The 25,030-nt window shown below is 72.9% G+C and carries 26 protein-coding genes and 1 riboswitch; of the genes, 20 read left to right on the forward strand and 6 right to left on the reverse strand.

Going from position 1 to position 25,030, the window contains the following annotated elements:
• Positions 1-79: 79 nt before the first annotated feature.
• Together ACXJKF_RS02820 and ACXJKF_RS02825 are read left to right on the forward strand one after the other, a co-directional pair.
• Positions 80-1,102 carry an excalibur calcium-binding domain-containing protein gene (locus tag ACXJKF_RS02820; RefSeq protein ID WP_456786221.1) on the forward strand — a complete coding sequence of 341 codons (1,023 nt, stop codon included), beginning with the start codon at positions 80-82 and terminating at the stop codon, positions 1,100-1,102.
• Between the two features lie 123 nt (positions 1,103-1,225).
• Positions 1,226-2,050, forward strand: a complete 825-nt coding sequence (locus ACXJKF_RS02825; RefSeq protein WP_456786222.1) for a hypothetical protein — start codon at positions 1,226-1,228, stop codon at positions 2,048-2,050.
• A 13-nt stretch (positions 2,051-2,063) separates the two neighbouring features.
• On the opposite strand, the gene ACXJKF_RS02830 is transcribed toward ACXJKF_RS02825, so the two are convergent.
• A complete protein-coding gene (locus ACXJKF_RS02830; protein ID WP_456786223.1) occupies positions 2,064-3,515 on the reverse strand; it encodes a helix-turn-helix domain-containing protein in 1,452 nt (483 codons plus the stop codon).
• 150 nt (positions 3,516-3,665) lie between these two features.
• Between ACXJKF_RS02830 and aceA the strand changes: the two genes are divergently transcribed.
• The 7 genes from aceA to ACXJKF_RS02865 all read left to right on the forward strand — a co-directional run bounded on the left by aceA (position 3,666) and on the right by ACXJKF_RS02865 (position 11,419).
• On the forward strand, positions 3,666-4,964 hold the full coding sequence (gene aceA / locus ACXJKF_RS02835) for an isocitrate lyase (protein WP_456786224.1): 1,299 nt from the start codon (positions 3,666-3,668) through the stop codon (positions 4,962-4,964).
• A gap of 116 nt (positions 4,965-5,080) precedes the next feature.
• Entirely contained in the window at positions 5,081-6,721 is a 1,641-nt protein-coding gene (gene aceB, locus ACXJKF_RS02840) for a malate synthase A (RefSeq protein WP_456786225.1), read from the forward strand.
• Positions 6,722-6,815: 94 nt separating this feature from the next.
• Positions 6,816-7,595 carry an SDR family oxidoreductase gene (locus ACXJKF_RS02845; RefSeq protein WP_456786226.1) on the forward strand — a complete coding sequence of 260 codons (780 nt, stop codon included), beginning with the start codon at positions 6,816-6,818 and terminating at the stop codon, positions 7,593-7,595.
• Between the two features lie 300 nt (positions 7,596-7,895).
• Positions 7,896-8,660, forward strand: coding sequence for a type I methionyl aminopeptidase (map, locus tag ACXJKF_RS02850; protein ID WP_456786227.1), 765 nt, complete (start codon positions 7,896-7,898; stop codon positions 8,658-8,660).
• A gap of 62 nt (positions 8,661-8,722) precedes the next feature.
• Positions 8,723-9,361, forward strand: coding sequence for a nucleotidyltransferase domain-containing protein (locus ACXJKF_RS02855; protein ID WP_456786228.1), 639 nt, complete (start codon positions 8,723-8,725; stop codon positions 9,359-9,361).
• Complete coding sequence (locus ACXJKF_RS02860) at positions 9,358-9,774, forward strand: hypothetical protein (RefSeq protein ID WP_456786229.1); 417 nt, start codon at positions 9,358-9,360, stop codon at positions 9,772-9,774. The genes ACXJKF_RS02855 and ACXJKF_RS02860 overlap by 4 nt, the downstream gene beginning before the upstream one ends.
• A gap of 127 nt (positions 9,775-9,901) precedes the next feature.
• On the forward strand, positions 9,902-11,419 hold the full coding sequence (locus tag ACXJKF_RS02865; protein WP_456786230.1) for a CoA-acylating methylmalonate-semialdehyde dehydrogenase: 1,518 nt from the start codon (positions 9,902-9,904) through the stop codon (positions 11,417-11,419).
• Positions 11,420-11,601: 182 nt separating this feature from the next.
• Here ACXJKF_RS02865 and ACXJKF_RS02870 read toward each other — a convergent pair whose 3' ends face one another.
• Complete coding sequence (locus ACXJKF_RS02870; protein ID WP_456786231.1) at positions 11,602-12,528, reverse strand: NADP-dependent oxidoreductase; 927 nt, start codon at positions 12,526-12,528, stop codon at positions 11,602-11,604.
• Between the two features lie 144 nt (positions 12,529-12,672).
• Between ACXJKF_RS02870 and ACXJKF_RS02875 the strand changes: the two genes are divergently transcribed.
• Genes ACXJKF_RS02875 through ACXJKF_RS02885 form a run of 3 tightly spaced genes read left to right on the forward strand, consistent with a single transcriptional unit; the run spans position 12,673 to position 15,978 of the window.
• Complete coding sequence (locus ACXJKF_RS02875) at positions 12,673-14,970, forward strand: esterase-like activity of phytase family protein (RefSeq protein ID WP_456786232.1); 2,298 nt, start codon at positions 12,673-12,675, stop codon at positions 14,968-14,970.
• 44 nt (positions 14,971-15,014) lie between these two features.
• Positions 15,015-15,479 (forward strand): low molecular weight protein-tyrosine-phosphatase, encoded by a 465-nt coding sequence (locus ACXJKF_RS02880; RefSeq protein ID WP_456786342.1) that lies wholly within the window; start codon positions 15,015-15,017, stop codon positions 15,477-15,479.
• A 7-nt stretch (positions 15,480-15,486) separates the two neighbouring features.
• Complete coding sequence (locus tag ACXJKF_RS02885; RefSeq protein WP_456786233.1) at positions 15,487-15,978, forward strand: glutathione peroxidase; 492 nt, start codon at positions 15,487-15,489, stop codon at positions 15,976-15,978.
• Here the strand turns inward: ACXJKF_RS02885 and ACXJKF_RS02890 are convergent.
• The gene (locus tag ACXJKF_RS02890; protein WP_456786234.1) at positions 15,975-16,970 is read right to left on the reverse strand and encodes a magnesium and cobalt transport protein CorA; all 996 of its coding nucleotides are present in this window, start codon (positions 16,968-16,970) and stop codon (positions 15,975-15,977) included. The two genes, ACXJKF_RS02885 and ACXJKF_RS02890, sit on opposite strands and share 4 nt — an antisense overlap.
• A 31-nt stretch (positions 16,971-17,001) precedes the next feature.
• Here ACXJKF_RS02890 and ACXJKF_RS02895 point away from each other — a divergent pair, with 31 nt between their 5' ends.
• From ACXJKF_RS02895 to ACXJKF_RS02930, 8 genes are all read left to right on the forward strand, one after another.
• Entirely contained in the window at positions 17,002-18,165 is a 1,164-nt protein-coding gene (locus ACXJKF_RS02895) for an aminotransferase class I/II-fold pyridoxal phosphate-dependent enzyme (protein WP_456786235.1), read from the forward strand.
• A gap of 129 nt (positions 18,166-18,294) precedes the next feature.
• The gene (moeB, locus tag ACXJKF_RS02900; RefSeq protein WP_456786236.1) at positions 18,295-19,401 is read left to right on the forward strand and encodes a molybdopterin-synthase adenylyltransferase MoeB; all 1,107 of its coding nucleotides are present in this window, start codon (positions 18,295-18,297) and stop codon (positions 19,399-19,401) included.
• A 2-nt stretch (positions 19,402-19,403) separates the two neighbouring features.
• Positions 19,404-20,606, forward strand: a complete 1,203-nt coding sequence (locus ACXJKF_RS02905; protein ID WP_456786237.1) for a molybdopterin molybdotransferase MoeA — start codon at positions 19,404-19,406, stop codon at positions 20,604-20,606.
• The gene (moaC, locus tag ACXJKF_RS02910; RefSeq protein WP_456786238.1) at positions 20,603-21,079 is read left to right on the forward strand and encodes a cyclic pyranopterin monophosphate synthase MoaC; all 477 of its coding nucleotides are present in this window, start codon (positions 20,603-20,605) and stop codon (positions 21,077-21,079) included. Before ACXJKF_RS02905 ends, moaC begins: the two co-directional genes overlap by 4 nt.
• 55 nt (positions 21,080-21,134) lie before the next feature.
• Positions 21,135-21,875 carry a molybdenum cofactor guanylyltransferase gene (gene mobA, locus ACXJKF_RS02915; protein ID WP_456786239.1) on the forward strand — a complete coding sequence of 247 codons (741 nt, stop codon included), beginning with the start codon at positions 21,135-21,137 and terminating at the stop codon, positions 21,873-21,875.
• On the forward strand, positions 21,872-22,132 hold the full coding sequence (locus tag ACXJKF_RS02920) for a DUF6457 domain-containing protein (RefSeq protein ID WP_456786240.1): 261 nt from the start codon (positions 21,872-21,874) through the stop codon (positions 22,130-22,132). The genes mobA and ACXJKF_RS02920 overlap by 4 nt, the downstream gene beginning before the upstream one ends.
• Positions 22,129-22,365, forward strand: a complete 237-nt coding sequence (locus ACXJKF_RS02925) for a MoaD/ThiS family protein (RefSeq protein WP_456786241.1) — start codon at positions 22,129-22,131, stop codon at positions 22,363-22,365. Before ACXJKF_RS02920 ends, ACXJKF_RS02925 begins: the two co-directional genes overlap by 4 nt.
• Positions 22,366-22,368: 3 nt before the next feature.
• Positions 22,369-22,668: a hypothetical protein gene (locus ACXJKF_RS02930; RefSeq protein WP_456786242.1), complete on the forward strand. Its 300-nt coding sequence runs from the start codon at positions 22,369-22,371 to the stop codon at positions 22,666-22,668.
• Positions 22,669-22,705: 37 nt separating this feature from the next.
• Here ACXJKF_RS02930 and moaA read toward each other — a convergent pair whose 3' ends face one another.
• From moaA to ACXJKF_RS02945, 3 genes are read right to left on the reverse strand one after another with little or no spacing between them, the layout of a single operon-like run.
• Positions 22,706-23,800, reverse strand: a complete 1,095-nt coding sequence (moaA, locus tag ACXJKF_RS02935) for a GTP 3',8-cyclase MoaA (protein WP_456786243.1) — start codon at positions 23,798-23,800, stop codon at positions 22,706-22,708.
• A complete protein-coding gene (locus tag ACXJKF_RS02940) occupies positions 23,800-24,213 on the reverse strand; it encodes a molybdenum cofactor biosynthesis protein MoaE (RefSeq protein WP_456786244.1) in 414 nt (137 codons plus the stop codon). Before ACXJKF_RS02940 ends, moaA begins: the two co-directional genes overlap by 1 nt.
• Entirely contained in the window at positions 24,210-24,704 is a 495-nt protein-coding gene (locus ACXJKF_RS02945; RefSeq protein WP_456786245.1) for a MogA/MoaB family molybdenum cofactor biosynthesis protein, read from the reverse strand. Before ACXJKF_RS02945 ends, ACXJKF_RS02940 begins: the two co-directional genes overlap by 4 nt.
• Before the next feature lie 193 nt (positions 24,705-24,897).
• Positions 24,898-24,991: riboswitch (glycine riboswitch) on the forward strand.
• The last annotated feature ends 39 nt before the right edge of the window (positions 24,992-25,030 follow it).

The following is a 25,030-nucleotide window of genomic DNA, read 5'->3' on the forward strand; positions in this document are numbered from 1 at the left end:
GTCGGCCCACGACCGCGCGGACGAGGGAACCGCCCGTCGGTGGGTCGCGCGCGTGTACCCGGGAGCCGATGCCTCAGGCATGCGTATCCGTCGCCCGCTCACCGTCGCTCTGCTCGGACTCCTCGTCGCCACCTGGACCACCGGCTGCGGCGCCGACGCGGACGCCGGGTCCGAGAACGATGCCGCCACGGTCGTCGCCGTGCTCGACGGCCGCACGGTCGAGGTGGAGCAGGGCGGGAAGGCGACCATCGTGACGCTGCTCGGGATCGACGCGCCCGCCCCGGACGAGTGCCTGGGCGAGGACGCGGCCGCGGCGCTCGCCGACCTGCTCCCGATCGGCGCGGAGGTGCGGCTCGAGCCGGCCGGGGAGGACCGGGCGGCGGTCGTCGCGGACGAGGTCCTGGTCAACGCGGAGCTCGCACGACTCGGACTGGCCCACGCTCTGGCAGGCACGACGATCAGCGAGCAGGTGCTGACGGGTGAGCAGGAGGCCGTCGAGGCAGCCGTCGGACTCTTCGGCACCCAGGACGAGTGCACGCTCCCGGCGCAGGTGGCCGCACTCGAGGAGGGTGCGGGCAGCGCCGCCGACGAGGCCGCGGTCCTGGTCGCTGGCGTCGGCGTCGACGAGGTCGACCGGCACGCCAGGGCCGTCGCGGCGGCCGCGGCGGCCGGCGCGGCGGTGGCGGCGCTGCTCGACGGGAACCAGTCGGCCCGGTACCCGGCCGCGCTGGTGGCGGACCTGCGCAGCCGGACGGCCGCCGTGAACGAGCGCCTCCTCGGCACGACGAGCGCGGTCGAGCTCGTGCGGGCGTCCGAGGTGCAGCGCGTCGAGACGGAGCGGGTGGCAGCGGAGGCGGCCGCGGTCGCGGCAGCCCAGGCGGCTGCCGACGAGGCGGCGCGGCAGGCCCAGGCTGCCGCCGACGCCGAGGCCGCGCGGATCGCCGCGGAGGCGGCTGCGACGACGAAGGCGCCCGCCACCTCCGTCTACTACCAGAACTGCGACGCCGTCCGGGCGGCGGGCGCGGCCCCGATCCTCGCGGGTCAGCCCGGGTACAGCAGCAAGCTCGACCGGGACGGCGACGGGGTCGGCTGCGAGAACTGACAGCGTCTGTCCCTGACAACCCGGTGGGTTCGCCCTACTGACGGGGGGACTGCGAGACGGCAGCATGACGGGGACGGCCTCCGGTGCGCTGTCTATCCCCGATCACGCCTCTCTGGAGCCCCCGTGCGCAGTCCCGTAGCCCTGACCCGACCCGCCGACCTGCCGATGCTCGTCGTCGCTGCCGCCGCGCTGGGCGTGGCGTTCGTCGTCGCCCCGCGCACGCTCGCGGCGAGCCCGTCGAGCGGCGGCTTCGCCGGCAGGAGCGACCTCACCGACGCCGCCCGCCGCGCGTTCACCGAGTTCTGGGCGGGCGGTGGCTCGGTGCTGTCCCCGGCGCTGGACGGTGTCGTCGACTACTGGTTCCGCTACCACCTGGCCAAGGCGGTGCTCGCCGCGGCCCTGCTGGCGGTGCTCGTCGTGCTGGGCGCGCACCTCTGGAGGGCGTTCCTGGGAGCGAGCGGTCTCCGGGGGGTGGTCCTGGCCACGGCCGGCGTCGTCGTCTCCGCCCTCGCGCTGTTCTCGACCGCGGTCGTGATGGCCAACGTGCAGGGCGCGGTGGCGCCGTTCGCGTCGCTGCTGCCGACCGTCGTCGTCGGCGCACCGCAGGGCGACGTGACCGCGGCGCTCGACGAGGTCCGGCACCAGCTCTCCGGTCCCGGGTCCTCGCCCGCGCTCGACGTGATGGTCCGGGACTTCGGGACGTTCCACACCGCGCTGGCCCTGGTCGCGGCGGTGGTCGCGGTGGTGCTCGTCGGTGGGAGCGTGGCGCTGCTCCGGAGGTGCGCGGCCGTGCCGCGGACCGAGCGGCGGACGCGGCGCACGTTCGGGGCGGCCGGCGTGGTCGGAGGGCTGCTGGCCCTGGCGTTCGTCGTCGTCGCCCTGGCGAACGCCGGCACCGCTGCGGATCCCGCGCCTGCGCTGCTGGCCTTCGTCGAGGGTGGCTGGTAGCCACGTCGGGGGGCTAGCTCGTCGGCGCGTGCCGGTCGAGGAAGCGGTACACCTCCGTCGTGTCCACACCGGGGAACACGCCGACGGGCAGCGCGGCGAGCAGGGACGCGTGCGGGCGGGCGCTGGGCCAGGACTTGTCGGACCAGCGCTCGGCCAGCTCGGTCGGGGGCTGCCGGCAGCACATCGGGTCGGGGCACTTCGACGCCGCGCGCTCGGTGGTCTCGCGCCCGCGGAACCAGCGCACGTGCGCGAACGGCACGCCGACGGACACGGAGAACGCGCCCTGCGACGACGGCTGCACGCGGGAGGTGCACCAGTACGTGCCGGACGACGTGTCGGTGTACTGGTAGTAGGGCGTGAACCGGTCGGGCAGGGTGAACACCACGCGCGCGGTCCACTGCCGGCAGACGGGCTGCCCCTCGATGGCGCCCAGGGGATCCGCGGGGAACTTCACGCCGTCGTTCTCGTAGGCCTTGTGCAGGGTGCCGCCCTCGTGGACCTTCATGAAGTGCACGGGGATGCCCAGGTGACGCGTCGCCAGGTTGGTGAACCGGTGCGCGGCCGTCTCGTAGGGCACGGCGAAGGCGTCGCGCAGGTCCTCCACCGACAGCCGGCGCTCGGCCTTCGCCTCCTGGAGGAACGGCACCGCGCCGTCCTCGGGCAGCATCATCGCGGCGGCCAGGTAGTTGGCCTCGACGCGCTGGCGCAGGAAGTCGCCGTAGTCCTTGGGCTCCGCGTGGCCGAGCACGTGGCTCGCGATGGCCTGCAGCAGGGGTGAGCGGGCGTCGCTGGTGCCGGGGTTGCCCTGGGGCAGGTAGATGCGGCCGTGCGCGAGGTCGGTGACCGACCGGGTGGAGTGCGGCAGGTCGGGCACGTAGTGCAGGCCGAAGCCCAGGTGGGCGGCGATGTCCGCGGTCGCGCGCTGCGACAGCGGGCCACCGGGGTGGTCGATCGCGGTGAGCAGCGTGCGGGCGTGCTCCTCGAGCTCCGGGAAGTAGTTGTCCTGCGCGCGCATCCGGATCCGCAGCTCGGCGTTGGCGCGACGGGCCTCCTCCGGGGTGGCCGCGTTCTCCATGAGCAGGCGCTGGATCTCGGCCTGCAGGCGGACCAGGGCCTCGAGCGCGTCGGCCGGAAGGGACCGGCCGACCTTCACGGGTGAGACGCCGAGCGACGCGAAGAGGGGTCCCCGCTGCGCCCGCTCCAGCTCCACCTCCAGGGCCGCTCGCCTCGTCGGCGGCTCGGTGCGCAGCAGCTCCGACAGCGGGACGTCGAGCGCCTCCGCCACCTGCGCCAGCAGCGAGAGCTTGGGCTCGCGGTGACCGTTCTCCAGCATCGAGACCTGCGAGGGCGCGCGACCGATGGCCGCACCGAGGTCGTCGAGCGTCATGTTCCGGCCCGTGCGCATGTGCCGGATCCGTCGTCCCAGCACCAGCGTGTCCAGGCCGCCGTTGGCCGTCGTCGTCATGCCGTCCACCATCGCCCGAGCCTGCGCTTCTGTCCAGGAGAAGGATTGCCGATCTTCTGCGGACTTTGCGTGGGAAGAACTGCCGAACACCGAGGAATGTGGAGGTCAGGCCGAAGGGCCGAGAAGAACGCCCCAATGACGGAGGACACGATGAGCACGTACAGGCACGGCGACCAGACCGAGACCGCGGCCGAGCTCGCGGCGAGCTGGGACCTCGACGCGCGCTGGGCCGGCATCCGCCGCTCCCACACCGCCGAGGACGTCGTCGCCCTCCGGGGGTCGGTCCGTGAGGAGAGCACCCTCGCGCAGCGCGGCGCCGAGCGGCTCTGGCAGCTCCTGCACTCGCGCACCCTGGTGCCGGCGCTGGGGGCGCTGACCGGCAACCAGGCCGTGCAGCAGGTCCGGGCGGGGCTCGAGGCGATCTACCTGTCCGGGTGGCAGGTGGCCGCCGACGCCAACCTGTCCGGCCAGACCTACCCGGACCAGTCGCTCTACCCGGTGAACTCGGTGCCCGCGGTGGTCCGCCGGATCAACAACGCGCTCCTGCGCGCCGACCAGATCGAGTTCGCCGAGACCGGTCGCCGGTCCCGCGAGTGGCTCGCGCCGATCGTCGCCGACGCCGAGGCCGGGTTCGGTGGACCCCTGAACGCCTACGAGCTCATGCACTCGATGATCTCCRCGGGCGCGGMGGGCGTGCACTGGGAGGACCAGCTGGCGGCCGAGAAGAAGTGCGGCCACCTGGGCGGCAAGGTGCTCGTCCCGACGTCGCAGCACGTCCGGACGCTGTCCGCGGCGCGGCTCGCGGCCGACGTCGCGGGGGTGCCTTCCGTGATCGTCGCGCGGACCGACGCCCTCGGAGCGGACCTGCTCACGAGTGACATCGACGCCCGCGACGAGCCGTTCCTCACGGGCGAGCGGACCGCCGAGGGCTACTACCGGGTGCGTCCCGGCCTCGACCCCGTCGTCGCCCGCGCCGAGGCGTACGCGCCGCACTCCGACCTCATCTGGGTGGAGACGTCGACGCCCGACGTCGCGCTGGCCATCGAGTTCGCGGAGCGGATCCACGACAAGTTCCCCGGCAAGCTGCTCGCCTACAACTGCTCGCCGTCGTTCCACTGGCGCTCGCAGCTGGACGACCTGCAGATCGCGCGGTTCCAGCGGGAGCTCGCCGGCCACGGGTACGTCTTCCAGTTCATCACCCTGGCCGGGTTCCACGCCCTCAACCACTCGATGTTCGACCTCGCCCGCGGCTACGCCGAGCGCGGCATGAGCGCGTACGTCGAGCTGCAGGAGGCCGAGATCGCCTCCGAGTCCGACGGCTACACCGCCACGCGACACCAGCGCGAGGTCGGCACCGGCTACTTCGACCGCGTCGCGACGGCGATCAGCCCGGAGAGCGCCACCCTCGCGCTCGCGGGCAGCACCGAGACGGCCCAGTTCACCCACTGACCCCGCGGCCCGCCCGCGAGAACGGCACTTTGCGACGAGAACGGCAGTTCGAACTGCCGATCTCGAACCGAACTGCCGTTCTCGCGGGGCCGCCCCCAGCACCAGGAGCACTCGCCATGACCATCACCATCACCCCGCCAGCCACCCGACCTCAGCTGCAGATCACCGGACCCGACGTCGCCGGGACCGACCAGATCCTGACCTCCGAGGCGATCGACTTCCTCACCGACCTGCACGTCCGGTTCTCCGGGCGGCGCCACGACCTGCTGCTGGGCCGCCAGCACAAGCGGACCCGGTTCTCCAACGGCGCCGACCCCGACTTCCTGCCGCTGACCGCGGGCATCCGGGCCGACCCGGGCTGGCGCGTGGCCGGCCCCGGACCCGGCCTGGAGGACCGTCGCGTCGAGATCACCGGCCCCACCGACCGCAAGATGACGATCAACGCGCTGAACAGCGGCGCGAAGGTCTGGCTGGCCGACATGGAGGACGCCACCAGCCCCACGTGGACCAACGTCATCGGCGGGCAGCACTCGCTGTTCGACGCCATTCGCGGGCAGATCGACTTCACGTCGCCGGAAGGCAAGGAGTACACGGTCGGTTCGGTGACGCCGACCATCGTGTTCCGTCCGCGCGGCTGGCACCTCACGGAGAAGCACCTGGAGTTCACGGACCGCGCCGGGCAGATCTGCGCGGCGTCCGCGAGCCTCGTCGACGCCGGCCTGTACCTGTTCCACAACGCGCAGGCCCTCATCGACTCCGGCCGGGGACCGTACCTCTACCTGCCCAAGCTGGAGGGTCACCTGGAGGCCCGTCTCTGGGACGAGATCTTCCGATTCACCGAGACCTACCTGGGCCTGCGGTACGGCACCATCCGCGCGACCGTGCTCATCGAGACCATCACGGCCGCCTTCGAGATGGAGGAGATCCTCTACGAGCTGCGGGACCACTGCGCCGGCCTGAACGCCGGCCGCTGGGACTACATCTTCAGCGTCATCAAGAACTTCCGCGCTCGCGGACCCCGGTTCGTCCTGCCGGACCGCGGGAGCGTCACGATGACCGTGCCGTTCATGAAGGCGTACACCGAGCTGCTCGTCGCCACCTGCCACAAGCGGGGCGCGCAGGCCATCGGCGGCATGAGCGCGTTCATCCCCGACCGACGGGACCCGGAGGTCACCGCCGCGGCGCTCGAACGGGTGCGTGCGGACAAGCAGCGGGAGGCCGGCCAGGGGTACGACGGCACCTGGGTGGCGCACCCCGACCTCGTCCCTGTGGCTCGCGCGGTGTTCGACGAGGCGCTCGGCGACCGCATCGACCAGCGGCACCGGCTGCGGGAGGACGTGCACGTGACCGCCGCGGAGCTGCTCGACATCCCGTCGGCCGGCGGCGGCGAGCCCGGGGCCGTCACCGACGGCGGGCTGCGCGGCAACGTGTCGGTGGGCGTCCGCTACCTCGAGGCGTGGCTGCGGGGCATCGGCGCCGTCGCCATCGACCACCTCATGGAGGACGCCGCGACGGCCGAGATCTCGCGGTCGCAGGTGTGGCAGTGGGTGCACCAGGGCGTCGTGACCGCCGAGGGCACGCGCATCGACGCCGCGCTGGTCGAGCAGGTGCTGAAGGAGGTGCTGGCCGACCTCCCGCGGACGGCCGACGACCGGTTCGACGACGCGGCGGACCTGTTCCGGCAGGTCGCGCTGGCGGAGGACTTCCCGACGTTCCTCACCGTGCCGGCGTACACGCAGTTCCTCGTCGCGCACTGACGGGCACCGACCGACGCAGCCCGGACCGCCCATCCGGTCCGGGCTGCGTCACAGGTACTCGTCGGCACCCCGGAGCGTGCGCCAGGATGTCCGGATGGTTGACGACGCACGCCCCGTCCTGGTCACCGGCGGGACCGGCACCCTCGGCCGCGCCCTGGTGCACACGCTTCTCGACGGCGGCCGGCCGGTGCGCGTCCTCAGCCGTCGTGACCGCTCACCCGCGGCACCCGCCGAGGCCGAGTGGGTCGTCGGGAACCTGCTCACCGGGGACGGGCTGTCCGAGGCGGTGACCGGGGTGAGCGCCGTGGTGCACTGCGCGAGCGACCCGCGCAAGCCCGACGACGACCTGGACGCCGCGGTGCAGCTGCTGCTCGCCGCCCGCGCGGCCGTGGTCCCGCACCTGCTCTACGTCTCCATCGTCGGCGTCGACCGCGTCCCGTACGCGTACTACAAGGCGAAGCACCGGGTCGAGGAGATCGTCGAGGACGGCGGCGTGCCGTGGACGATCCTGCGCGCGACCCAGTTCCACGACTTCGTCGCCACCCTGCTCGACTACCTGTCGCGAGGGCCGGTCGCGGTGGCCCCGGCGGGGATGTCCGACCAGCCGGTCGACGTGCGCGAGGTGGCGTCCCGGCTGGTCCAGCTCGTCGACGCGGGGCCGTCGGGCCGGGTCGAGGACCTGGGTGGCCCCCAGGTGCTGACCACGACCGAGCTCATGCGCACGTACCTCGCGGCGCGCGGGCGGCGCCGGCCGGTGTGGACGGTGCCGTTCCCCGGCCCGCTGAGCGGGTTCCGGCACGGGTACCACCTGACCCCCGAGCACGCGACGGGCCGTCAGACGTTCGCGGAGTGGGCGCAGTCGCGGTCGTACTGATGCGCACGGAAAACCCCTTGGCGACCCGCGGGGACCGGACGTACGGTCGTCGGACACGGGAAGGAGGTGGTCCAGGACATGTTCTATTCCAGGACGCGTGAGGTGACTGTCCGCTAGTCGCCCGAAAGTACTCGGACGGATTGCACACACGATCCGCCCGCAGGCCCTCCCGGACCGGCGAGCGAATCCATGGCAGTCACCGCAGCCCGTGGGAGCCGCGACCTCGTCCTTCGCGGCAGGGCCTCCTCGGAGGTCCGGCCCACGGGCTGTTGCCTGCCCATCTCGTGGCAGGCTTCGTGGGTGGCCCTCAAGAACCCTGCTCAGATCAACCAGATGCGCCCCGCCGGGAAGTTCGTGGCGGGCGTGCTGTCCTCCTTGCGTGACGTCGCCCGCGAGGGGATGACGCTCAAGCAGCTGGACACCCACGCGCACCAGATGATCGACGCGGCCGGCGCGCACTCGGTCTACCTGGGGTACCACCCGTCGTTCGGCGCGATGCCCTACCCGGGCGTCCTGTGCACCTCCGTGAACGACGCCGCCCTGCACGGCCTGCCGTCCGACCACGTGCTCGTCGACGGGGACGTGCTGAGCATCGACTTCGCCGCGCAGGTGCAGGGGTGGGTGGCCGACTCGGCGCTGACGTTCCAGATCGGGACGCAGTCCCCGGAGGTCACCGCGCTCATCGAGACCACCGAGCGCGCCCTCGCCGCCGGCATCGCGGCCGCGCGGGCCGGGGCGCGGATGGGCGACATCTCGTCGGCCATCGGCACCATCGGTCGCGCCGGCGGGTACGGGATCAACGCCGACTTCGGGGGGCACGGCGTCGGTCGCACGATGCACGAGGACCCGCACGTGCCCAACCTCGGCCGCCCCGGCACCGGGCTCAAGCTGAAGGCCGGCCTCGTCATCGCCATCGAGCCCTGGTTCATGGCGGGCGGCGACGGCTACACGATCGACGACGACGGCTGGACCATCCGGACCGCCGACGGCTCGCTCGCCGCGCACGCCGAGCACACGGTCGCGATCACCCCGGACGGCCCCCTGGTGCTGACGGCCCGCGACTGACATTGCAACATCTTGCCGATGGTGGAAAGATTCTTCCACCATCGGCACGATGTTGCGAGGTCATGGTGGACTGGAACTATCCCGAGCGGGCGCTCGGCGGCGGTCTGGAAGCGCCGGTCCTGCGCGCGCTCTGGCGCGCAGGCACCCACCTCACGGGCGCGCAGGTGCATCGTGCCACCGGTACCGGGACCGATCGGGGGATCCGCTACGCGCTCGGCAGGCTCGTGCAGCACGGCATCGTGACCGCGACACCGGTCGGTGGCTCCGTCGTCTACGACCTCAACGACGAGCACCTGACGTACCCGGCGGTCGACGCGGCGTTCCGGGCGCTCGATCCGTGGAGCCAGCTGGCGTCCCACCTGCAGGCGCTGATCAGCTCGAGCTTCGGACCCGGTTCGAGCGAGGACGTGACCGTCGCCGTCTTCGGATCGGTCGCACGCGGCGAAGCGCAGCTCGACTCGGACGTGGACCTGCTGGTCGTCGTGCCCAGGGTCGACGAGCAAGCCCGCGCGTTCACTGATGAGCTCGACCGGCTCGGCCGCACCTGGACCGGTCAGCAGGTCCAGGTGTACCTGACGACCCCCGACCTGCTCGACGCGGCGCGGGACGCAGACGATCCGATCGTGGCGTCGTTCCGTGACGATGCGCGGCGACTGGTTGGCCCGGACATCACACCGCACCTGACCGGACCGCGCCGGTGAGCCCGCGCGGCGTCGCCCGCCTGCGCACCATGTCGCCGACGGATGTCCGCACTCGCGCGGCGACCGCCCGCAAGTACCTCGAGATCGGCGAGCTCGTCCATGACGGAGAACCGGACGACGCGGCTTCCCGGCAGGTGACCGGTGGCCTCGCGGTGCTCGCCGCGATCGCCGCTTCGGACGCGATCTGCGGGTCGCGCACCGGTTCCGCTTCCCAGGGACAGGACCACAAGCAGGCCGTGCCCGTCCTTGCGGCCACCCAGCCGGACGGCAAGGCTCTGGCGACGCATCTCAGCCGGGTCCTCGACCACAAGGCGAATGCCCACTACGGCACGACGTATCTCACCGACGAGACCGTCACCAGCATGCTGCGTCACGCGAGGTCCCTCGTCGACGCCATCGACCCGACGATCTGAGCCAGTCACGTCCGCGGGTTCGTGCGTCCTGGCGACCGGATGTGTGGACGTTGGTTGTTCTTGACGGCGGACTTAGATTGGCTCGATCCGGCAATGCGGTCGGATCACGCACGAAAAGAGGGCCCTGATGTCCGCGCTCGTCGACACCGCTCCGCTCATCGGCCACGTCGTCGGGGGGCAGGTGACGACGCCCGAGGGGTCCCGGACGCAGGACGTGTTCGATCCGGCGACCGGGCAGGTGACGGGCCGCGTGCTCCTCGCGGAGCAGGCAGACGTGGATGGAGCCGTCGCGGCCGCCGTCGAAGCGGCGAAGAGCTGGTCGCAGGAGCCCGTCGCCAGGCGGACCGCTGTGCTGTTCGCGCTGCGGGAGCAGATCGTGCAGCACACCGACGAGTTGGCCGCGATCATCACGGCCGAGCACGGGAAGGTGCTGGCGGACTCGCACGGGGAGATCGCGCGCGGTCTGGAGGTCATCGAGTACGCGTGCGGTATGCCGCAGCTGCTCAAGGGCGAGTACACCGACCAGGCGGCGACGGGTGTCGACGTGTTCTCGTTCCGGGAGCCGCTCGGGGTGGTCGCCGGCATCACGCCGTTCAACTTCCCCGCGATGGTGCCGCTGTGGATGGCGCCGATGGCGATCGCGACCGGCAACGCGTTCGTCCTCAAGCCGTCGGAGCGGGACCCGTCGGCGTCGCTCTTCCTCGCGCGGATGTGGAAGGCGGCCGGGCTTCCCGACGGGGTGTTCTCGGTGGTGCAGGGCGACCGGGTGGCCGTCGACGCGCTCCTGACGCACCCGGACATCGCCGCGGTGTCGTTCGTCGGGTCGACGCCGATCGCGCAGCACGTGCACGCCACGGCGACCGCGCACGGCAAGCGGGTGCAGGCCCTGGGCGGGGCGAAGAACCACGCGGTCGTGCTGGCCGACGCGGACCTGGACCTCGCGGCGACGCACCTGACCGGAGCGGCGTTCGGGGCCGCCGGCGAGCGGTGCATGGCGATCTCGGTCGCGGTGGTCGTCGACGTCGTCGCCGACGCGCTGCTCGAACGCCTGACCGCCGCCGCGCAGAAGGTCCGCGTGGCACCGGGCAACGACCCGGACTCCGACATGGGCCCGGTCATCACGCGCGCGTCGCAGCTGCGCATCGAGGAGATCGTCACGGACGCCGTCGCCAGTGGCGCGTCCGCACCGGTCGACGGCCGCGGTCACACGGTGACCGGTCACGAGGACGGGTTCTTCGTCGGCCCCACCATCCTCGACGGAGTCACGACGGACATGCGCGCGTACGTCGAGGAGATCTTCGGGCCGGTGCTCGTGGTGATCCGCGCGGCGGACCTGGCGGAGGCGATCGACCTGGTCAACGCCAACCCGTACGGCAACGGGACGGCGGTCTTCACGTCCTCCGGCGACGCGGCGCGCACGTTCCAGCGGGCCGTGAACGTCGGCATGATCGGCATCAACGTGCCGATCCCGGTGCCGGTCGGCTGGCACTCCTTCGGCGKGTGGAAGAACTCGCTGTTCGGCGAGAGCCACATCTACGGCCCGGAGTCCGTGCGGTTCTACACGCGCGGCAAGGTGGTCACCAGCCGCTGGCCCAGCAGCCCGGCGACAGCCAAGTTCCACTTCGGCCGCACGACGTCCCACTGACACGACGCCCACACCCGCTGGGACAGGACCCCGCCGGCGGACGCACCGCGAAGAAACAACGTCCGAGGAAGTGGCTGCCCCAGCAACCAGATCCTCGGACGTCCCACGACGAATGACCCAACGTCCGAGGAAGTGGCTGCTCTGGCGACCACTTCCTCGGACGTTGCTGTCCAGCGGGCAGGTCAGTCGACGCGGACGACGACCTTGCCGCGGACGTGGCCGGTCTGGCTCGCCTCGTGGGCTGCCGCTGCGTCGGCCAGCTCGAAGACCTCGGCGACGTCGACCGCCAGCGTGCCGGCGTCGATGAGGGCCGTGAGGGCGTCGAGGTCGGCGGTGTCAGGGCGGACCCACACGTAGTGGCCGCCCAGCTCGTCGCGCGCGGCGGCGTCGACGATCGAGGCGACCGTGCCCCCGTCGGCGAGGAGGGCCTTCGACGTCTCGACGAGGTCGTCGCCGCCGAAGTCGAGGATCACGTCGATGCCGTCGGGGGCCAGCGCACGCACGCGTTCGACCAGTCCGTCCCCGTACGACACCGGTGAGGCGCCGAGCCCGCGCAGGTACTCGTGGTTCCGCTCCGACGCGGTGCCGATGACGCGGGCGCCCAGCGACCGGGCGATCTGCACGGCGAACGCGCCGACCCCGCCCGCCGCGGCGTGCACGAGGACGGTCTGCCCGTCGCGGACCCCCGCGCGCAGGATGCTCTGGTACGCCGTCAGGCCGGCCAGCGGCACGGCTGACGCCTCCTCGAAGGACAGCGACGCCGGCTTGCGCGCGAGCGTGCGGACGGGCGCCGCGACGTACTCCGCGAACGTGCCGCCCTGCACCCAGTCGCGACGGACGTACCCGTAGACCTCGTCGCCCACCTGGAGCTCCGGGGTGTCCAGGCCGACGCGCTCGACCACGCCGGCCACGTCCCAGCCCGGCACCACCGGGAAGGTCACGTCCATGACCGCGTCGAGGTACCCGGCGCGGACCTTCCAGTCGACCGGGTTGACCGAGGCGGCGCGCACGCGGACCAGCACGCTGTCCGGGCCGACCTTCGGGGTGGGCTGCTCGGTGAGCTCGAGGACGTCGGAACCGCCGTAGCGGGAGTAGGTGATTGATCGCATACCTGGCGACAACCCGTCGACGGCGCGCGATGTTTCCCGTCGTGGCAAACGTCACCTCGCCGCCCGCCGCCGTTCATCTTCCTGCCGGGATTCGGACATCCGTCCTGGTCACCCTCGGTGCACACCGACCCGAAGGGCCCCTCGATGCCGTACGCACGCCGCACCGTCGCAGCGCTGACCTGCACCGCCGTCCTCTGCGCGGGTCTGGGGGCGACCGCTGCCGCGGCGCACCCGAAGCCGAAGCAGGACACGTTCCACCGGCTCGCGACGTACCCCGTGTACCTCAACCGCCCGGCGGGCGCCGCGGCGGCCGACCCGACCGTCGCCGAGATCTCGGCGGTGAGCGAGGACGGCCGGACGTTCATCCACACCGACGCGCTCGCGGGCCGGATCGGCTTCGTGGACATCACGGACCCGGCGACGCCGCAGGGCCTGGGCACGCTCGACCTGGCGGACCTCGGGGTCGGCGCGCACGCGGAGCCAACGTCGGTGGCGGTGGTCGGCGGCTACGTGCTGGTGGTCGTCGACACCTCGGAGAGCTTCACGGCGCCGTCGGGTCTGCTCGCCGTGGTCGACCTGGCCTCGCACGCGCTGGTCCGCACGCTCGACCTCGGCGGGCAGCCGGACTCGATCGCGCTCACGCCGGACAAGGCGCACGCCGCGATCGCCATCGAGAACCAGCGCGACGAGGAGGCGACGCCGCCCGGTGCGAAGAAGGGAGACCTGCCGCAGCTGCCCGGCGGCTTCCTGCAGCTGGTCGACCTGCCCGGCGCCGACCCGTCGACGTGGACCACCCGTGCCGTGCCGTTCACGGCCGACGCGCTCGCCGGGCTCGACACCGCGCAGGACCCGGAGCCGGAGTACGTGGCGATCGACCCGACCGGGACCACCGTCGCGGTGACGCTCCAGGAGAACAACGGGGTCGCGCTCGTCGACATCGCGTCGGGCACGGTGACCGGTGCGTTCACGGCCGGGACCGCCGCCGTCGCGGGCATCGACACCGCGAAGGACGGCGTCATCGACCAGACCGGCTCGCTGCCGGCGACGCCCCGGGAGCCGGACGCGATCGCGTGGCTGGACGCCACCCACGTCGCGACCGCCAACGAGGGCGACTGGAAGGGCGGCACCCGAGGCTGGTCGGTGTTCGACGTGACCACCGGCGCCGTCGTCTGGGACGCGGGCGCGGAGCTGGAGAAGCTCGCGGTCCGCACGGGCCTGCACACCGAGGACCGTGCCGCGAAGAAGGGCGTCGAGGTCGAGGGCCTGGCCGTCGCGACGCTGGGCGGGCAGCGGTACGCGTTCGTCGGCTCGGAGCGGTCGAACTTCGTCGCCGTGTACGACGTGGACGACGCCACGCGCCCGCGGTTCGTGCAGGTGCTCGCCACGACCAACGGCCCGGAGGGCATCCTGCCGGTGCCGTCCCGTGACCTGCTGCTGGTCTCCAGCGAGACCGACGACGCGTCGGTCCTGGTCCGCTCGTCGGTGAGCGTCTTCGGGCGCGGCAAGGCGTACGCGAAGGACGCCGGCACGCCGCAGTTCCCGAGCGTGGTGTCGGCCGACGACGCCGCGGGCAACCCGATCGGCTGGGGTGCGCTCGGCGCGCTGAGCGCGCACCCGTCGGACCGCCGGTACCTGTGGGCGGCGAGCGACGCGGCCTACAGCACGGCACACCTGCTGCGGCTCGACGTGTCCCGCACGCCGGCCGTCATCGACCGCGACGTCGTCGTGACGCAGGGGGGCACGCCGGCGTCGCTGGACATCGAGGGCATCTCGGCCCGCCGGCAGGGCGGGTTCTGGCTCGGCTCCGAGGGGGCGACGGGGGCCGGCAACACGCTGGTCCGCACGGACGCGGGCGGGGCGGTGCAGCAGACGGTGCCGCTGCCCGCGGACGTGGCCGCCGGCCTCACCAAGTGGGGCATCGAGGGCGTCGCCGTGAGCGAGGACCGCAAGGGCGAGCACGTCTGGGTCGCGCTGCAGCGTCCGCTGACCGGCGAGGGGAGCTCCGCCCGGATCGGCCGCTACGACGTCGCGACCGCGCAGTGGGCGTGGTTCGGCTACCCGCTGGGCACGACGACGACGCCGGGGAACTGGATCGGGCTGTCGGAGATCACCGTCGTGGACCACGACACCCTCGCGGTCATCGAGCGGGACAAGCTGAACGGTCCGGACGCCGCGGTGAAGGCGGTCTACACGGTCCAGATCCCGGCCAAGGACCCGGTGCCGCCGGGCGCCGTCGCGCCGCTGACCAAGACGCTGGTCCGCGACCTCGTCCCCGACCTGCGCGCCGCGAACGGGTGGACGCAGGAGAAGGTCGAGGGCCTCACGATCGGCCGCGACGGTCAGGTCTACGTGGTGACCGACAACGACGGGCTCAAGGACGCCACCGGGGAGACGGTCCTGCTGCGGCTCGGCGACGCGTCGAAGCTGTTCAAGCGCAGGTGACCGGCACAGGCGATCATGGCGGGGTGTCCACTCCCTACTCCGTCATGGTCGTCTGCACCGGCAACATCTGCCGTTCCCCGATGGCCGAGATCGTGCTCCGCGAGCGGTTCGCCGCCGCGGGCCTGGCCGACCAGGTGGTCGTCGACTCCACGGGCATCAGCGACGAGGAGCACGGCAACCCGGTGGACCGTCGCGCCCGTGCGGTCCTGACCGCCCACGGCTACCCCGCCGGCGACGGCCACCGGGCCCGCCAGGTCGCCGCCGACGACCGGCGTGACCTGGTCCTGGCGATGACGAACGCCCACGCCCGCGCCCTGCGGGGCCTGGACCCGGTGCTGTTCCGGTCGTTCGACCCGGACGCGGTCGGTGACCTCGACGTCGCCGACCCCTGGTACGGCGGACCGCGGGACTTCGAGGCCTGCCTCGCGCAGATCGAGGCGGCCGCCGACGGCATCGTCGACCATGTCCGCAACGTTCTGGGGAATGCGCGGCCCGTGACGAACAGTTGACCGAGGCATGAGCCTCGACGAGATCCCCCTGACCACCCTGCGCGGCGACAGCACGACGTTCGGCGAGTACGCGGACCAGGTCAAGCTCGTGGTCAACGTCGCCTCGCGCTGCGGGCTCGCGCCGCAGTACGAGAAGCTCGAAGAGCTCCAGAAGACCTACGGCGACCGCGGGTTCACCGTCCTCGGCTTCCCCAGCAACCAGTTCCTGCAGGAGCTCGGCTCCGAGGAGGCCATCGCGGAGTACTGCTCGGCGACGTGGGGCGTGACGTTCCCGATGTTCGCCAAGACCAAGGTCAACGGCCGGTCCCAGCACCCGCTCTACGCGGAGCTCACCAAGGCGCCCGACGCCTCCGGCAAGGCCGGCCGGGTCATGTGGAACTTCGAGAAGTTCGTCGTGACGCCCGACGGGTCGGTGCACCGGTTCCGCCCGACCACCGAGCCGGACGCTCCGGAGGTCGTCGAGGTCATCGAGCAGGCGCTGATGCGTAAGAACAGCTAGAGCCAACGATTGCGCCGGAACGCCCGGTACAGCACGACGCAGATCCCGCCGATGCCTGCCAGCACGATCCAGAAGCCGAACGGCGAGTGCATGGCAGGCAGGTAGTCGAAGTTCATGCCGTAGAGCCCCGCGATGGCGGTCGGCACCAGCGCGATCGCCGCCCACGCCGAGATCTTGCGCATGTCGGAGTTCTGCTGGACGGTCACGCGGTTCTGCTCGACGGTCACCTGCGCGAGGTCGGCCTGCAGGACGTTGGTGAGCAGCGCGTCGGCGGCCTCGATGAGCTCCGCGKCCCGCAGCGCGTGGTCCTGGACGTCACGGAAGTACGGGCGCGCGTAGGTCGGGATGCAGGGCACCTCCTCCTCGGCCAGCCGGGTCAGCGGACCCACCAGAGGCACGACCGCGCGCCGGAACTGCTGCACCTCGCGCTTGAGCTTGTAGATGCGCTCCGCGTGGTCGTGGCCGGGGTCGTCGCCGAACACCTGGTCCTCGATCTGGTCGAGGTCCTCGTCGATCGAGGCCGTCACGTCGAGGTACTGGTCGACGGACCGGTCCAGGATCCCGTGCAGCACCGCGGGCGGTCCGTGCAGCAGCATCTCGGGGTCCGCCTCGAGCGCGGCCCGCACCTGGGCGGGGATCGTCGTGTCCCCGTGCCGGACGACGATCACGAACCGCTCGCCCAGGAAGATGGCCAGCTCGCTGACCTCCACCACCTCGACGTGGTCCACGTAGTGCACCGGCTTCACGACGGCGAACGTGACGCTGCCGTACCGCTCGAGCTTGGGCCGCTGGTGGGCGCGGATCGCGTCCTCGATGGCGAGCTCCGGCAGGTCGAAACCCTCCGCGATCGCGTCGAACTCGTCGGCCGTGGGCTCGACCAGGCCGATCCAGACGAACCCGTCCTCCTTCTCGGCCTCGCGCATGGCCACGGCCAGGTCGTCGAGCCGATGACGGCGCCGGCCGTCGGCGTAGAGCGCGCAGTCCACGATCACGGTCCGAGGCTAGACGTGTTCAATGGCGGGCATGAAGGTTGCCCAGCGCGCCCACGTCCCGCCGTTCGCCGTCATGGAGATCCTGGCGGCCGCCAACGCGCGGCGGGCGGCCGGTGAGGACGTCCTCAACCTGTGCGCGGGCGAGCCCTCGACGGGGGCGTCGGACGTGGTGCGGCAGCGGGCGATCGACCTGCTCACCAGCGGCGGCGGTCTCGGCTACACCGAGGCCCTGGGCGTCCCGGCGCTGCGGTCGGCGATCGCGCAGCACTACCGCGACCGGTACGACCTCACCCTCGACGCCCGTCGGGTCGCCGTCACCACCGGCTCCTCCGGCGGGTTCGTCCTCGCGTTCCTCGCGGCCTTCGACGTGGGCGACCGGGTGGCGCTCGCCGTCCCCGGCTACCCCGCGTACGCGAACATCCTGGCCGCGCTCGGCTGCGAGGTCGTCATCGTGCCCTGCGGCCCGGAGACGCGCTACCAGCCGACGGTCGCGCAGCTCGCGGCGCTCGACCCGCCGGTGGACGGGCTCGTGGTCGCCAGCCCCGCCAACCCCACCGGCACGATGATCGACCCCGACGAGCTCGCGGCGCTCGCGGCCTGGTGCGGGACCCAGGGCGTCCGACTCATCAGCGACGAGATCTACCACGGCATCACCTACGGCTCGGAGGAGACCGCGACCGCCGCGCACTACCTCGGCAGCGGTGCCGTCGTCGTCAACTCGTTCTCCAAGTACTGGGCGATGACCGGCTGGCGGCTCGGCTGGCTGGTCCTCCCGGACGACCTGCTGTCGGTGGTCGACGCGCTCGCCGGCAACGTTGCCCTGTGCCCGCCGGCCCTCGCGCAGCACGCCGGGGTCGCCGCGTTCAGCCCCGACGGGTACGCGGCCGCCCGGCAGAACGTCGAGCGGTACGCGGCCGCCCGCGAGCACCTGCTCGCCCGCCTGCCCGAGCTCGGCTGGTCGCGGATCGCCCCGGCCGACGGCGCGTTCTACCTGTACGGCGACATCTCCGCGAGCGGCCTCGACTCGATCACCTGGTGCGCCCGGCTCCTCGACGAGGCCGGTGTGGCCCTGACGCCCGGCACCGACTTCGACCCCGTCGACGGCCACCACTGGGTGCGGCTGTCGTTCGCGTCGTCGGTCGAGGTGGTCCGCGAGGCGGTCGACCGGATCGTCGCGTGGCAGCGGACGCTCTGAGACTCGTCGAACCCGAGATGGGTGATGTTCTCGACCGCATCACGTCACCCATGTCGGGTTCGTTCGCGGAGTGACGCTCTCCAGCCGAGGGAGGTCATCGCGGCGCCCGGCGGGACGTAGGTTTGTCGCGTGCCGCTGCCTGCCCTGGTCACGCCCGGACCGCCCCTGACCCCTGCGCAGGTCGAGCGCGGGTCGCGGCACCTGCTGCTCGCGGAGATCGGGGTCGACGGTCAGCGCCGGCTGCGCAACGCGCGGGTGCTCGTCGTCGGCGCGGGCGGTCTCGGTGCACCGGTGATCCAGTACCTCGCCGCGGCGGGGGTCGGGACGCTCGGGATCGTCGACGACGACGTGGTCGACGTCAGCAACCTGCAGCGTCAGGTGATCCACGGGACCGCCGACGTGGGCCGTGCCAAGGTCGACAGCGCGCTCGACACGGTCGCCGCCCTCGACCCGGACATCCGCGTCGTCGCCCACCGCACGCGCCTGACCAGCGAGAACGTCGACGAGATCCTGCGCGGCTACGACCTCGTCGTCGACGGGACCGACAACTTCCCCACCCGCTACCTGGTCAACGACGCGTGCGTGCGCCTCGGCCTGCCGGAGGTCTGGGGGTCGGTGCTGCGGTTCGACGCGCAGACCACCGTCTTCTGGGGCCGGGCGGGCGTGCAGCTGCGCGACCTGTTCCCCACCCCGCCGCGCGACGACGAGGTCCCGTCCTGCGCGGAGGCGGGCGTGCTCGGCGCGCTCTGCGGGCAGGTCGGCTCCGTCATGGCCACCGAGGTGGTCAAGCTCCTCACCGGCACGGGCGAGCCGCTGCTCGGCCGCGTGCTCGTCATCGACGCCCTGCGCGGCCGCTGGACCGAGGTCCCCCTCGTCGGCCGCCCTCAGAGAAACCCGACCCCGGAGGTCCTGCCCATGTCCGACGTCCCCGTCGTCACCGCCCCCGAGCTCGTCCGCCGGCTCGCCGCCCGCGAGGCCGGCACCGACGAGTTCCTGCTCATCGACGTGCGCGAGCCCGCCGAGTACGCCCAGGTGTCCATCCCCGGCGCGGTGCTCGTGCCGCTCGGCTCCGTGTTCGACGGCTCCGCCCTGGCCGACCTGCCGCGCGACCAGGAGATCGTCGTGCACTGCCAGGTCGGGGCACGGTCGCTGACCGCCGCGAAGATCCTGCGCGGCGCCGGCTTCGACGCCTCCAACGTCGACGGCGGGATCCTTGCCTGGCTGGAGGTCCGCTAGTCGTGCGTTCCCTGCCGGACCACCGCGCGGCCGCCCTCGCCCTGGCCGCCCCGCTCCCCGCCGTCGAGGTGCCGCTGGACGACGCCGACGGCCTGGTGCTCGCCGACGACCTGCGGACCGACGAGCTCCTGCCGCGCTGGGACAACTCGGCGATGGACGGGTACGCGGTGCGGCACGTCGACGTCGTCGGCGTCCCCGTGACCTTGCGGGTGGTGGCGGACCTGCCGGCAGGCTCGGCCGACGAGCCTGTGGTCACGGCGGGTACCGYGGTGCGCATCATGACCGGGGCGCCGGTGCCGCCGGGGGCGGACACGATCGTCCCCGTCGAGCGGACCGACGCGGGGACGGTCACCGTGCTGGTCCGGGAGGCGCCCGACGCCGGGGTGCACGTGCGCCGGGCCGGCGAGGACGCGGTGCCCGGAGACGTGGTGGTCGCGGCCGGCACTCTGCTGGGCCCTGCCGCGATCGCGGCCGTCGCGTCCCTCGGGCACCCGTCGGTCCGGGTCCACCGCCGGCCCCACGTGGCCGTGATCTCCACCGGCGACGAGCTGGTCACGCCGGGCCACCCGCTGCACCGCGGGCAGCTCCCCGACTCGAACTCGTGGCTGCTCGCCGCCGCCGTCCGCCAGGCAGGGGGCATCGCGATGCGGCTCGGGCCCGTGCCCGACGACGTCACCACCCTGCGGACGCTCCTCCAGAGCCTCGACGAGGACCCGTCGGTCGACGCGATCGTCACCTCCGGCGGCGTCAGCGTCGGTGCGTACGACGTGGTCAAGGCCGCGCTCCTCGACCAGCCGGACGTCGAGTTCGTCGCCGTCGCGGTCCAGCCGGGCAAGCCCCAGGGCCTCGGCAGGCTGCCCGGCGGCACGCCCGTCTACACGCTCCCCGGCAACCCTGTGAGCTCGTTCGCGTCGTTCGAGATGTTCGTCCGTCCCGCCCTGCTGCGGATGCGCGGACTGGTCGACGTCGAACGCCCGACGACGCTCGCCGTCGCCGACGACGCCTGGACCACCCCGCCCGGTCGCGCGCAGCTCATGCCGGTGCGCTGGGTCGGCCCCGACCGCGTGGTCCGGGCGACCGGTCGCGGGTCCGGTTCGCACCTGGTCGCCCGCCTCGTGCTGGCCGAGGGCCTCGCCGTCATCCCCGCCGAGATCTCCCAGGTCGCCCCCGGCGACCGTCTCACCGTTCTGAGAGTGAGCCCATGAGCGAGCAGTTCACGCACCTCGACGCGGCCGGGCACGCCCGGATGGTCGACGTGACCGCCAAGCAGCCGACCGTCCGCGCCGCCACCGCCAGCGGACGCGTGCAGTGCGGCCCGGCCGTGGTCGCCGCGCTGCGCTCCGGCGGCGTCCCCAAGGGCGACGTCCTCGCGGTCGCCCGCATCGCCGGCATCGCCGCCGCCAAGCGCACGCCCGAGCTCTTGCCGCTCGCGCACGTCATCGGCGTGCACGGGGTCGTCGTCGACCTCGAGATCACCGACGACGGCGTCACCATCACGGCCACCGTCCGGACCGCCGACCGCACCGGCGTCGAGATGGAGGCGCTCACCGCCGTCTCCGTCGCCGCGCTCGCGGTCGTCGACATGGTCAAGGGCCTCGACAAGTCCGTCCGCATCGCCGACGTCCAGCTCGAGGCGAAGTCCGGCGGCCGCTCGGGCGACTGGCGCCGCGACGCGTGACCGACGGGGAGAGCGTCCGTGGACGCACGCTGGGCGTGCGAGCCGGGGTGACGCGGTGACAGACAGGATCGGATCCCGCGACATCGCGGCCGGGCCGCGGTACGACGCGGTCGTGCTCGCCGGAGGTCGCGCCCGTCGGCTCGGCGGCGTGAGCAAGCCGGACGTCGAGGTCGGCGGGATCGCCCTGCTCGACCATGCACTCGCGGCCGTCGCCGGCGCGACCCACGTCGTCGTCGTGGGTCCGCCGCAGGTGGCTCGGCCCGGGGTCGCGACCGTGCTGGAGGACCCGCCGGACGGCGGACCCGTCGCAGGTCTGGCCGCGGGGCTCGACGCGCTCCCCGCGGACGGCCCGGACCTCGTCGTCGTCCTCGCGTGCGACGTCCCCGGCGCCGGCCGCGCCCTCCCCGCGCTCCTCACGGCCGCGACGGCTGCTCCCACGGCGTCCGCCGGTGCGACTGCCGTCTCTGACGTGCCCGCTCCCGCGGAGCGCGCTACCGCCGCGGCTGCGACGGTCACCGGCGCTGTCGAGACCCGCACCGGTGCGAGCGAGGTGGACGGCGCCCGGATGGTCGGGCCCGAGGGTCGGGCGCAGCATCTCGTCGCCGTCTACCGGCGGACGAGCCTGCGCGCGGCGCTCGACCGGCTCCCGACCGTGCACGGTGCGTCGATGCACCGGCTCGTCGAGGGCCTCCGCCTGGTGGACGTCCCCGACGACGCGGACGCGACCGCCGACGCCGACACCTGGGCCGACGTCGCACGCCTCGACGCGACGCTCAGTGACAGGATCGACCCATGACCGACGACCCCCGACGCGCCCCGGGCGCAGACCTGCCGGACTGGATCGACCAGATCACCACGGCGCTCGGCGTCGAGCGGGAGCTCGTCGACATCGACCGGCTGCTCCAGGTGTCCTCCGACGTCGCCCACCAGGTGGCGCGCCCTGCCGTCCCGGTGACGATGTTCGTCGCGGGTCTCGCCGCCGCGAGCTCCAACCCGTCGGACGTCCTCGCCTGGATCGAGGCGCGCGCCGCAGCCTGGACCGCCGAACGGTGATCACCGTCCGCTACTTCGCCGGCGCTGCGGAGGCCGCCGGGGTCGACACCGAGCGGCTGCCCGCAGGCTCGGCCGCCCAGCTCCGGGCCGCGATGGTCGCCGCGCACGGCCCCGCCCTGGACCGGGTGCTCGGTCGCTGCTCCCTGCTGGCGGACGGCACCCGCGTCGACGGCGACGACCCGGTGCCCGCCGGAGCGACCTTGGACGTCCTCCCCCCGTTCGCCGGCGGCTGACCCGTGCCCGACCGACCGGAGATCGTCTGCATCTGCGGCTCGACGCGGTTCGTGGACGAGATGCGTGCGGCGAACCGTGACCTGACGTTCGCCGGAGTCATCGTCGTCGCTCCGGGAGAAGCGGACGAGCCGGTCACCGACGAGCAGAAGACCGCGCTGGACGCCCTCCATCTGCGCAAGATCGACCTGGCCGACCGGGTGCTGGTGGTCAACCCCGGCGGGTACGTCGGTGAGTCGACGCGCAGGGAGATCGCCTACGCCGCCGCCGCGGGCAAGCCGATCTCGTTCACCGATCCCGTCTGACCAGGAGAAGCTTCGTGGTGTGCCGTCGCCGGAGCGGTCAGCCGCCGATCGCGCTCATCGGGCGGTCGGGCTGCAGGAAGCTCGGGTCGTCGATGTCGTGCCCGGCCTTCTTGCCCGCCAGGCACCGGCGGTAGGCGTCGGCCAGGGCGGTGTCGACGTCGGATGCCGCCGGGGCGGGGCGGGCGGGGGCCGTCGCGCCGACCCGGAGGGCCTGACCTGGGCCGATCCCGAGCGCTGCGGCGTCGGGTGCGTCCGTCGAACCACGCAGCAGGTCTCGCACGTTGGTCTCCGTCTGGGAGAACAGGCACGCGCGCAGCTGGCCGTCGGCGGTGAGGCGCAGCCGGTCGCAGGCGCCGCAGAACGGCTGGGTGACCGACGCGATGACGCCGACGGTCGCGGGGCCGCCGTCGACGGTCCAGAGCTCGGCGGGTGCGGCGCCGCGACCGGGGACCTCCTCCAGCGTGAACTCCGCGGTCAGCCGTTCGAGGATCTCGGCCTGCGTCACCATCTGCGCCCGGTCCCACGTGTGCCCGGCGTCGAGCGGCATCTGCTCGATGAACCGCATCTGGTAGCCACGGTCGACCGCGAACCGCGTGAGGGCGACCACCTCGTCGTCGTTGACCCCGCGCATGGCCACGGCGTTGATCTTCACGGGGTGCAGCCCGGCGGCGTCGGCGGCGGCGATCCCGGCCAGGGTCTCCACCAGCTTGTCGCGACGGGTCAGCTCCAGGAACTTGGCGCGGTCGAGGGTGTCGAGGCTGATGTTCACGCGGGAGAGCCCGGCGTCCTTCAGGTCGGAGGCGAGTCCGGGCAGGCGCAGGGCGTTCGTCGTGAGGGACACCTCGGGGCTGCCCGACGGTCCGGTGAGGGCGGTGAGCCGACGGACGACATCCACGATGTCGACGCGCAGCAGCGGCTCGCCGCCGGTCAGCCGGATCTCCTCGATGCCCAACGAGACGCCGACCCGGGCGACGTGGACGATCTCCTCGGTGGTGAGCATGGTCGACCGCGCGAGCCACGGGACGCCCTCCGCGGGCATGCAGTAGGTGCAGCGCAGGGAGCACCGGTCGGTCAGCGAGATCCGCAGGTCGCGGTGCACGCGCCCGAACCGGTCGACCAGCTGATCGCTCATCACAGACCCACCCATACGTGCGAACCGTCCTCGAGGACCTCACGCTTCCACACCGGGAGCTCGGCCTTGACCGTCTCGACGAGCGCGCGGCACACGTCGAACGCCTCGGCGCGGTGCGCGGTGGACACGGCGGCGACGATCGCGGCCTCCCCGACGGCGAGGTGCCCGATGCGGTGGCTGACGGCGACGCCGATGACGTCCTCCGACTCCGCCGCGGCCGACGCGAGGCGGTGCAGGACGTCCTGCGCGGTCGGGTGCGCCGTGTAGTCGAGGCCGACCACGCGCCCCTCGACCGACGGGTCGTGGTCCCGGACCAGCCCGACGAACGTCGCGACCGCCCCGGCCCGCGGATCACTCACATGTTCCACGTGAAACTGCAGGTCGAGGGGCTGTTCGACGACACGCGCGATCATCGGTGATCCCCTCCCGCCACCTGGTCCAGCACGTGTCCGACGAGCGGCAGCAGCACGTCGAGCCCGTCGCGCACGCCCCCCGGCGAGCCCGGCAGGTTGACGACGAGCGCGCCGTCCTGCGTCACTCCCGCGAGCCCGCGCGAGAGGACGGCCGTCGGGACGGTCGCCGCTCCCTCGCGCCGGAGCAGCTCCGGGATCCCGGGCAGGTGCCGGTCGATCACGGGGAGCGTGCCCTCGGGAGTCAGGTCGCGCGGACCGACGCCGGTCCCGCCGGAGGTGACGACGAACCGCGCACCGGCACCGAGAGCCGCGCGGATCGCCGACTCCACCGACTGCGACCCGTCGGCCACGACCGCCACGTCGGCCACCGCGAAGCCTGCCGCCGTCAGGCGCTCGGCGGCCGCGGGGCCGGAGCGGTCCTCGCGCTCGCCCGCCGCCGAGCGGTCGGACACGACGACGACCGCGGCTACGAGAGGCGGGGACGTCTGCACCCGGCCAATGTACGCACGGCCGACGAGACACAGCTGCGTGGCCTGCCCGCTGGACGGTGGTGACGGCGGCGCCGACGGAGCGCGGACGTGGTTCGAGCCGAGGTTGACGCGCAGGGCGAGCACCGACCTCCGAGACACGGCCTGCACCCTGGACAGCGCCGGGTACGCTGGCCCCACAACTTCACACGCTGCTCGAACCGCGGCGGGAGAGCTCCCGCGCAACGTCGGGACGCCGAAGGAGCAACCCTCCCCGGGAATCTCTCAGGCCCCTGTACCGCCACGGCGAGGCAACTCTGGAAAGCGGACCTTCTCGAAGGTCCCACCGA

The sequence above is a fragment of the Cellulomonas sp. P5_C5 genome, from assembly GCF_054049655.1.

What these genes read in the sequence shown, in the direction of transcription:
- ACXJKF_RS02920 (WP_456786240.1), top strand. Translation starts at nt 21,872, where the DNA reads ATGACCGACGACCCCCGACGCGCCCCGGGCGCAGACCTGCCGGACTGG.
- moaC (WP_456786238.1), top strand. Translation starts at nt 20,603, where the DNA reads ATGAGCGAGCAGTTCACGCACCTCGACGCGGCCGGGCACGCCCGGATG.
- ACXJKF_RS02845 (WP_456786226.1), top strand. Translation starts at nt 6,816, where the DNA reads ATGGTTGACGACGCACGCCCCGTCCTGGTCACCGGCGGGACCGGCACC.
- ACXJKF_RS02820 (WP_456786221.1), top strand. Translation starts at nt 80, where the DNA reads ATGCGTATCCGTCGCCCGCTCACCGTCGCTCTGCTCGGACTCCTCGTC.
- ACXJKF_RS02940 (WP_456786244.1), bottom strand. Translation starts at nt 24,213, where the DNA reads ATGATCGCGCGTGTCGTCGAACAGCCCCTCGACCTGCAGTTTCACGTG.
- ACXJKF_RS02870 (WP_456786231.1), bottom strand. Translation starts at nt 12,528, where the DNA reads ATGCGATCAATCACCTACTCCCGCTACGGCGGTTCCGACGTCCTCGAG.
- ACXJKF_RS02830 (WP_456786223.1), bottom strand. Translation starts at nt 3,515, where the DNA reads ATGACGACGACGGCCAACGGCGGCCTGGACACGCTGGTGCTGGGACGA.
- aceB (WP_456786225.1), top strand. Translation starts at nt 5,081, where the DNA reads ATGACCATCACCATCACCCCGCCAGCCACCCGACCTCAGCTGCAGATC.
- ACXJKF_RS02855 (WP_456786228.1), top strand. Translation starts at nt 8,723, where the DNA reads ATGGTGGACTGGAACTATCCCGAGCGGGCGCTCGGCGGCGGTCTGGAA.
- ACXJKF_RS02885 (WP_456786233.1), top strand. Translation starts at nt 15,487, where the DNA reads ATGAGCCTCGACGAGATCCCCCTGACCACCCTGCGCGGCGACAGCACG.
- ACXJKF_RS02880 (WP_456786342.1), top strand. Translation starts at nt 15,015, where the DNA reads ATGGTCGTCTGCACCGGCAACATCTGCCGTTCCCCGATGGCCGAGATC.
- ACXJKF_RS02895 (WP_456786235.1), top strand. Translation starts at nt 17,002, where the DNA reads ATGAAGGTTGCCCAGCGCGCCCACGTCCCGCCGTTCGCCGTCATGGAG.
- moaA (WP_456786243.1), bottom strand. Translation starts at nt 23,800, where the DNA reads ATGAGCGATCAGCTGGTCGACCGGTTCGGGCGCGTGCACCGCGACCTG.
- ACXJKF_RS02875 (WP_456786232.1), top strand. Translation starts at nt 12,673, where the DNA reads ATGCCGTACGCACGCCGCACCGTCGCAGCGCTGACCTGCACCGCCGTC.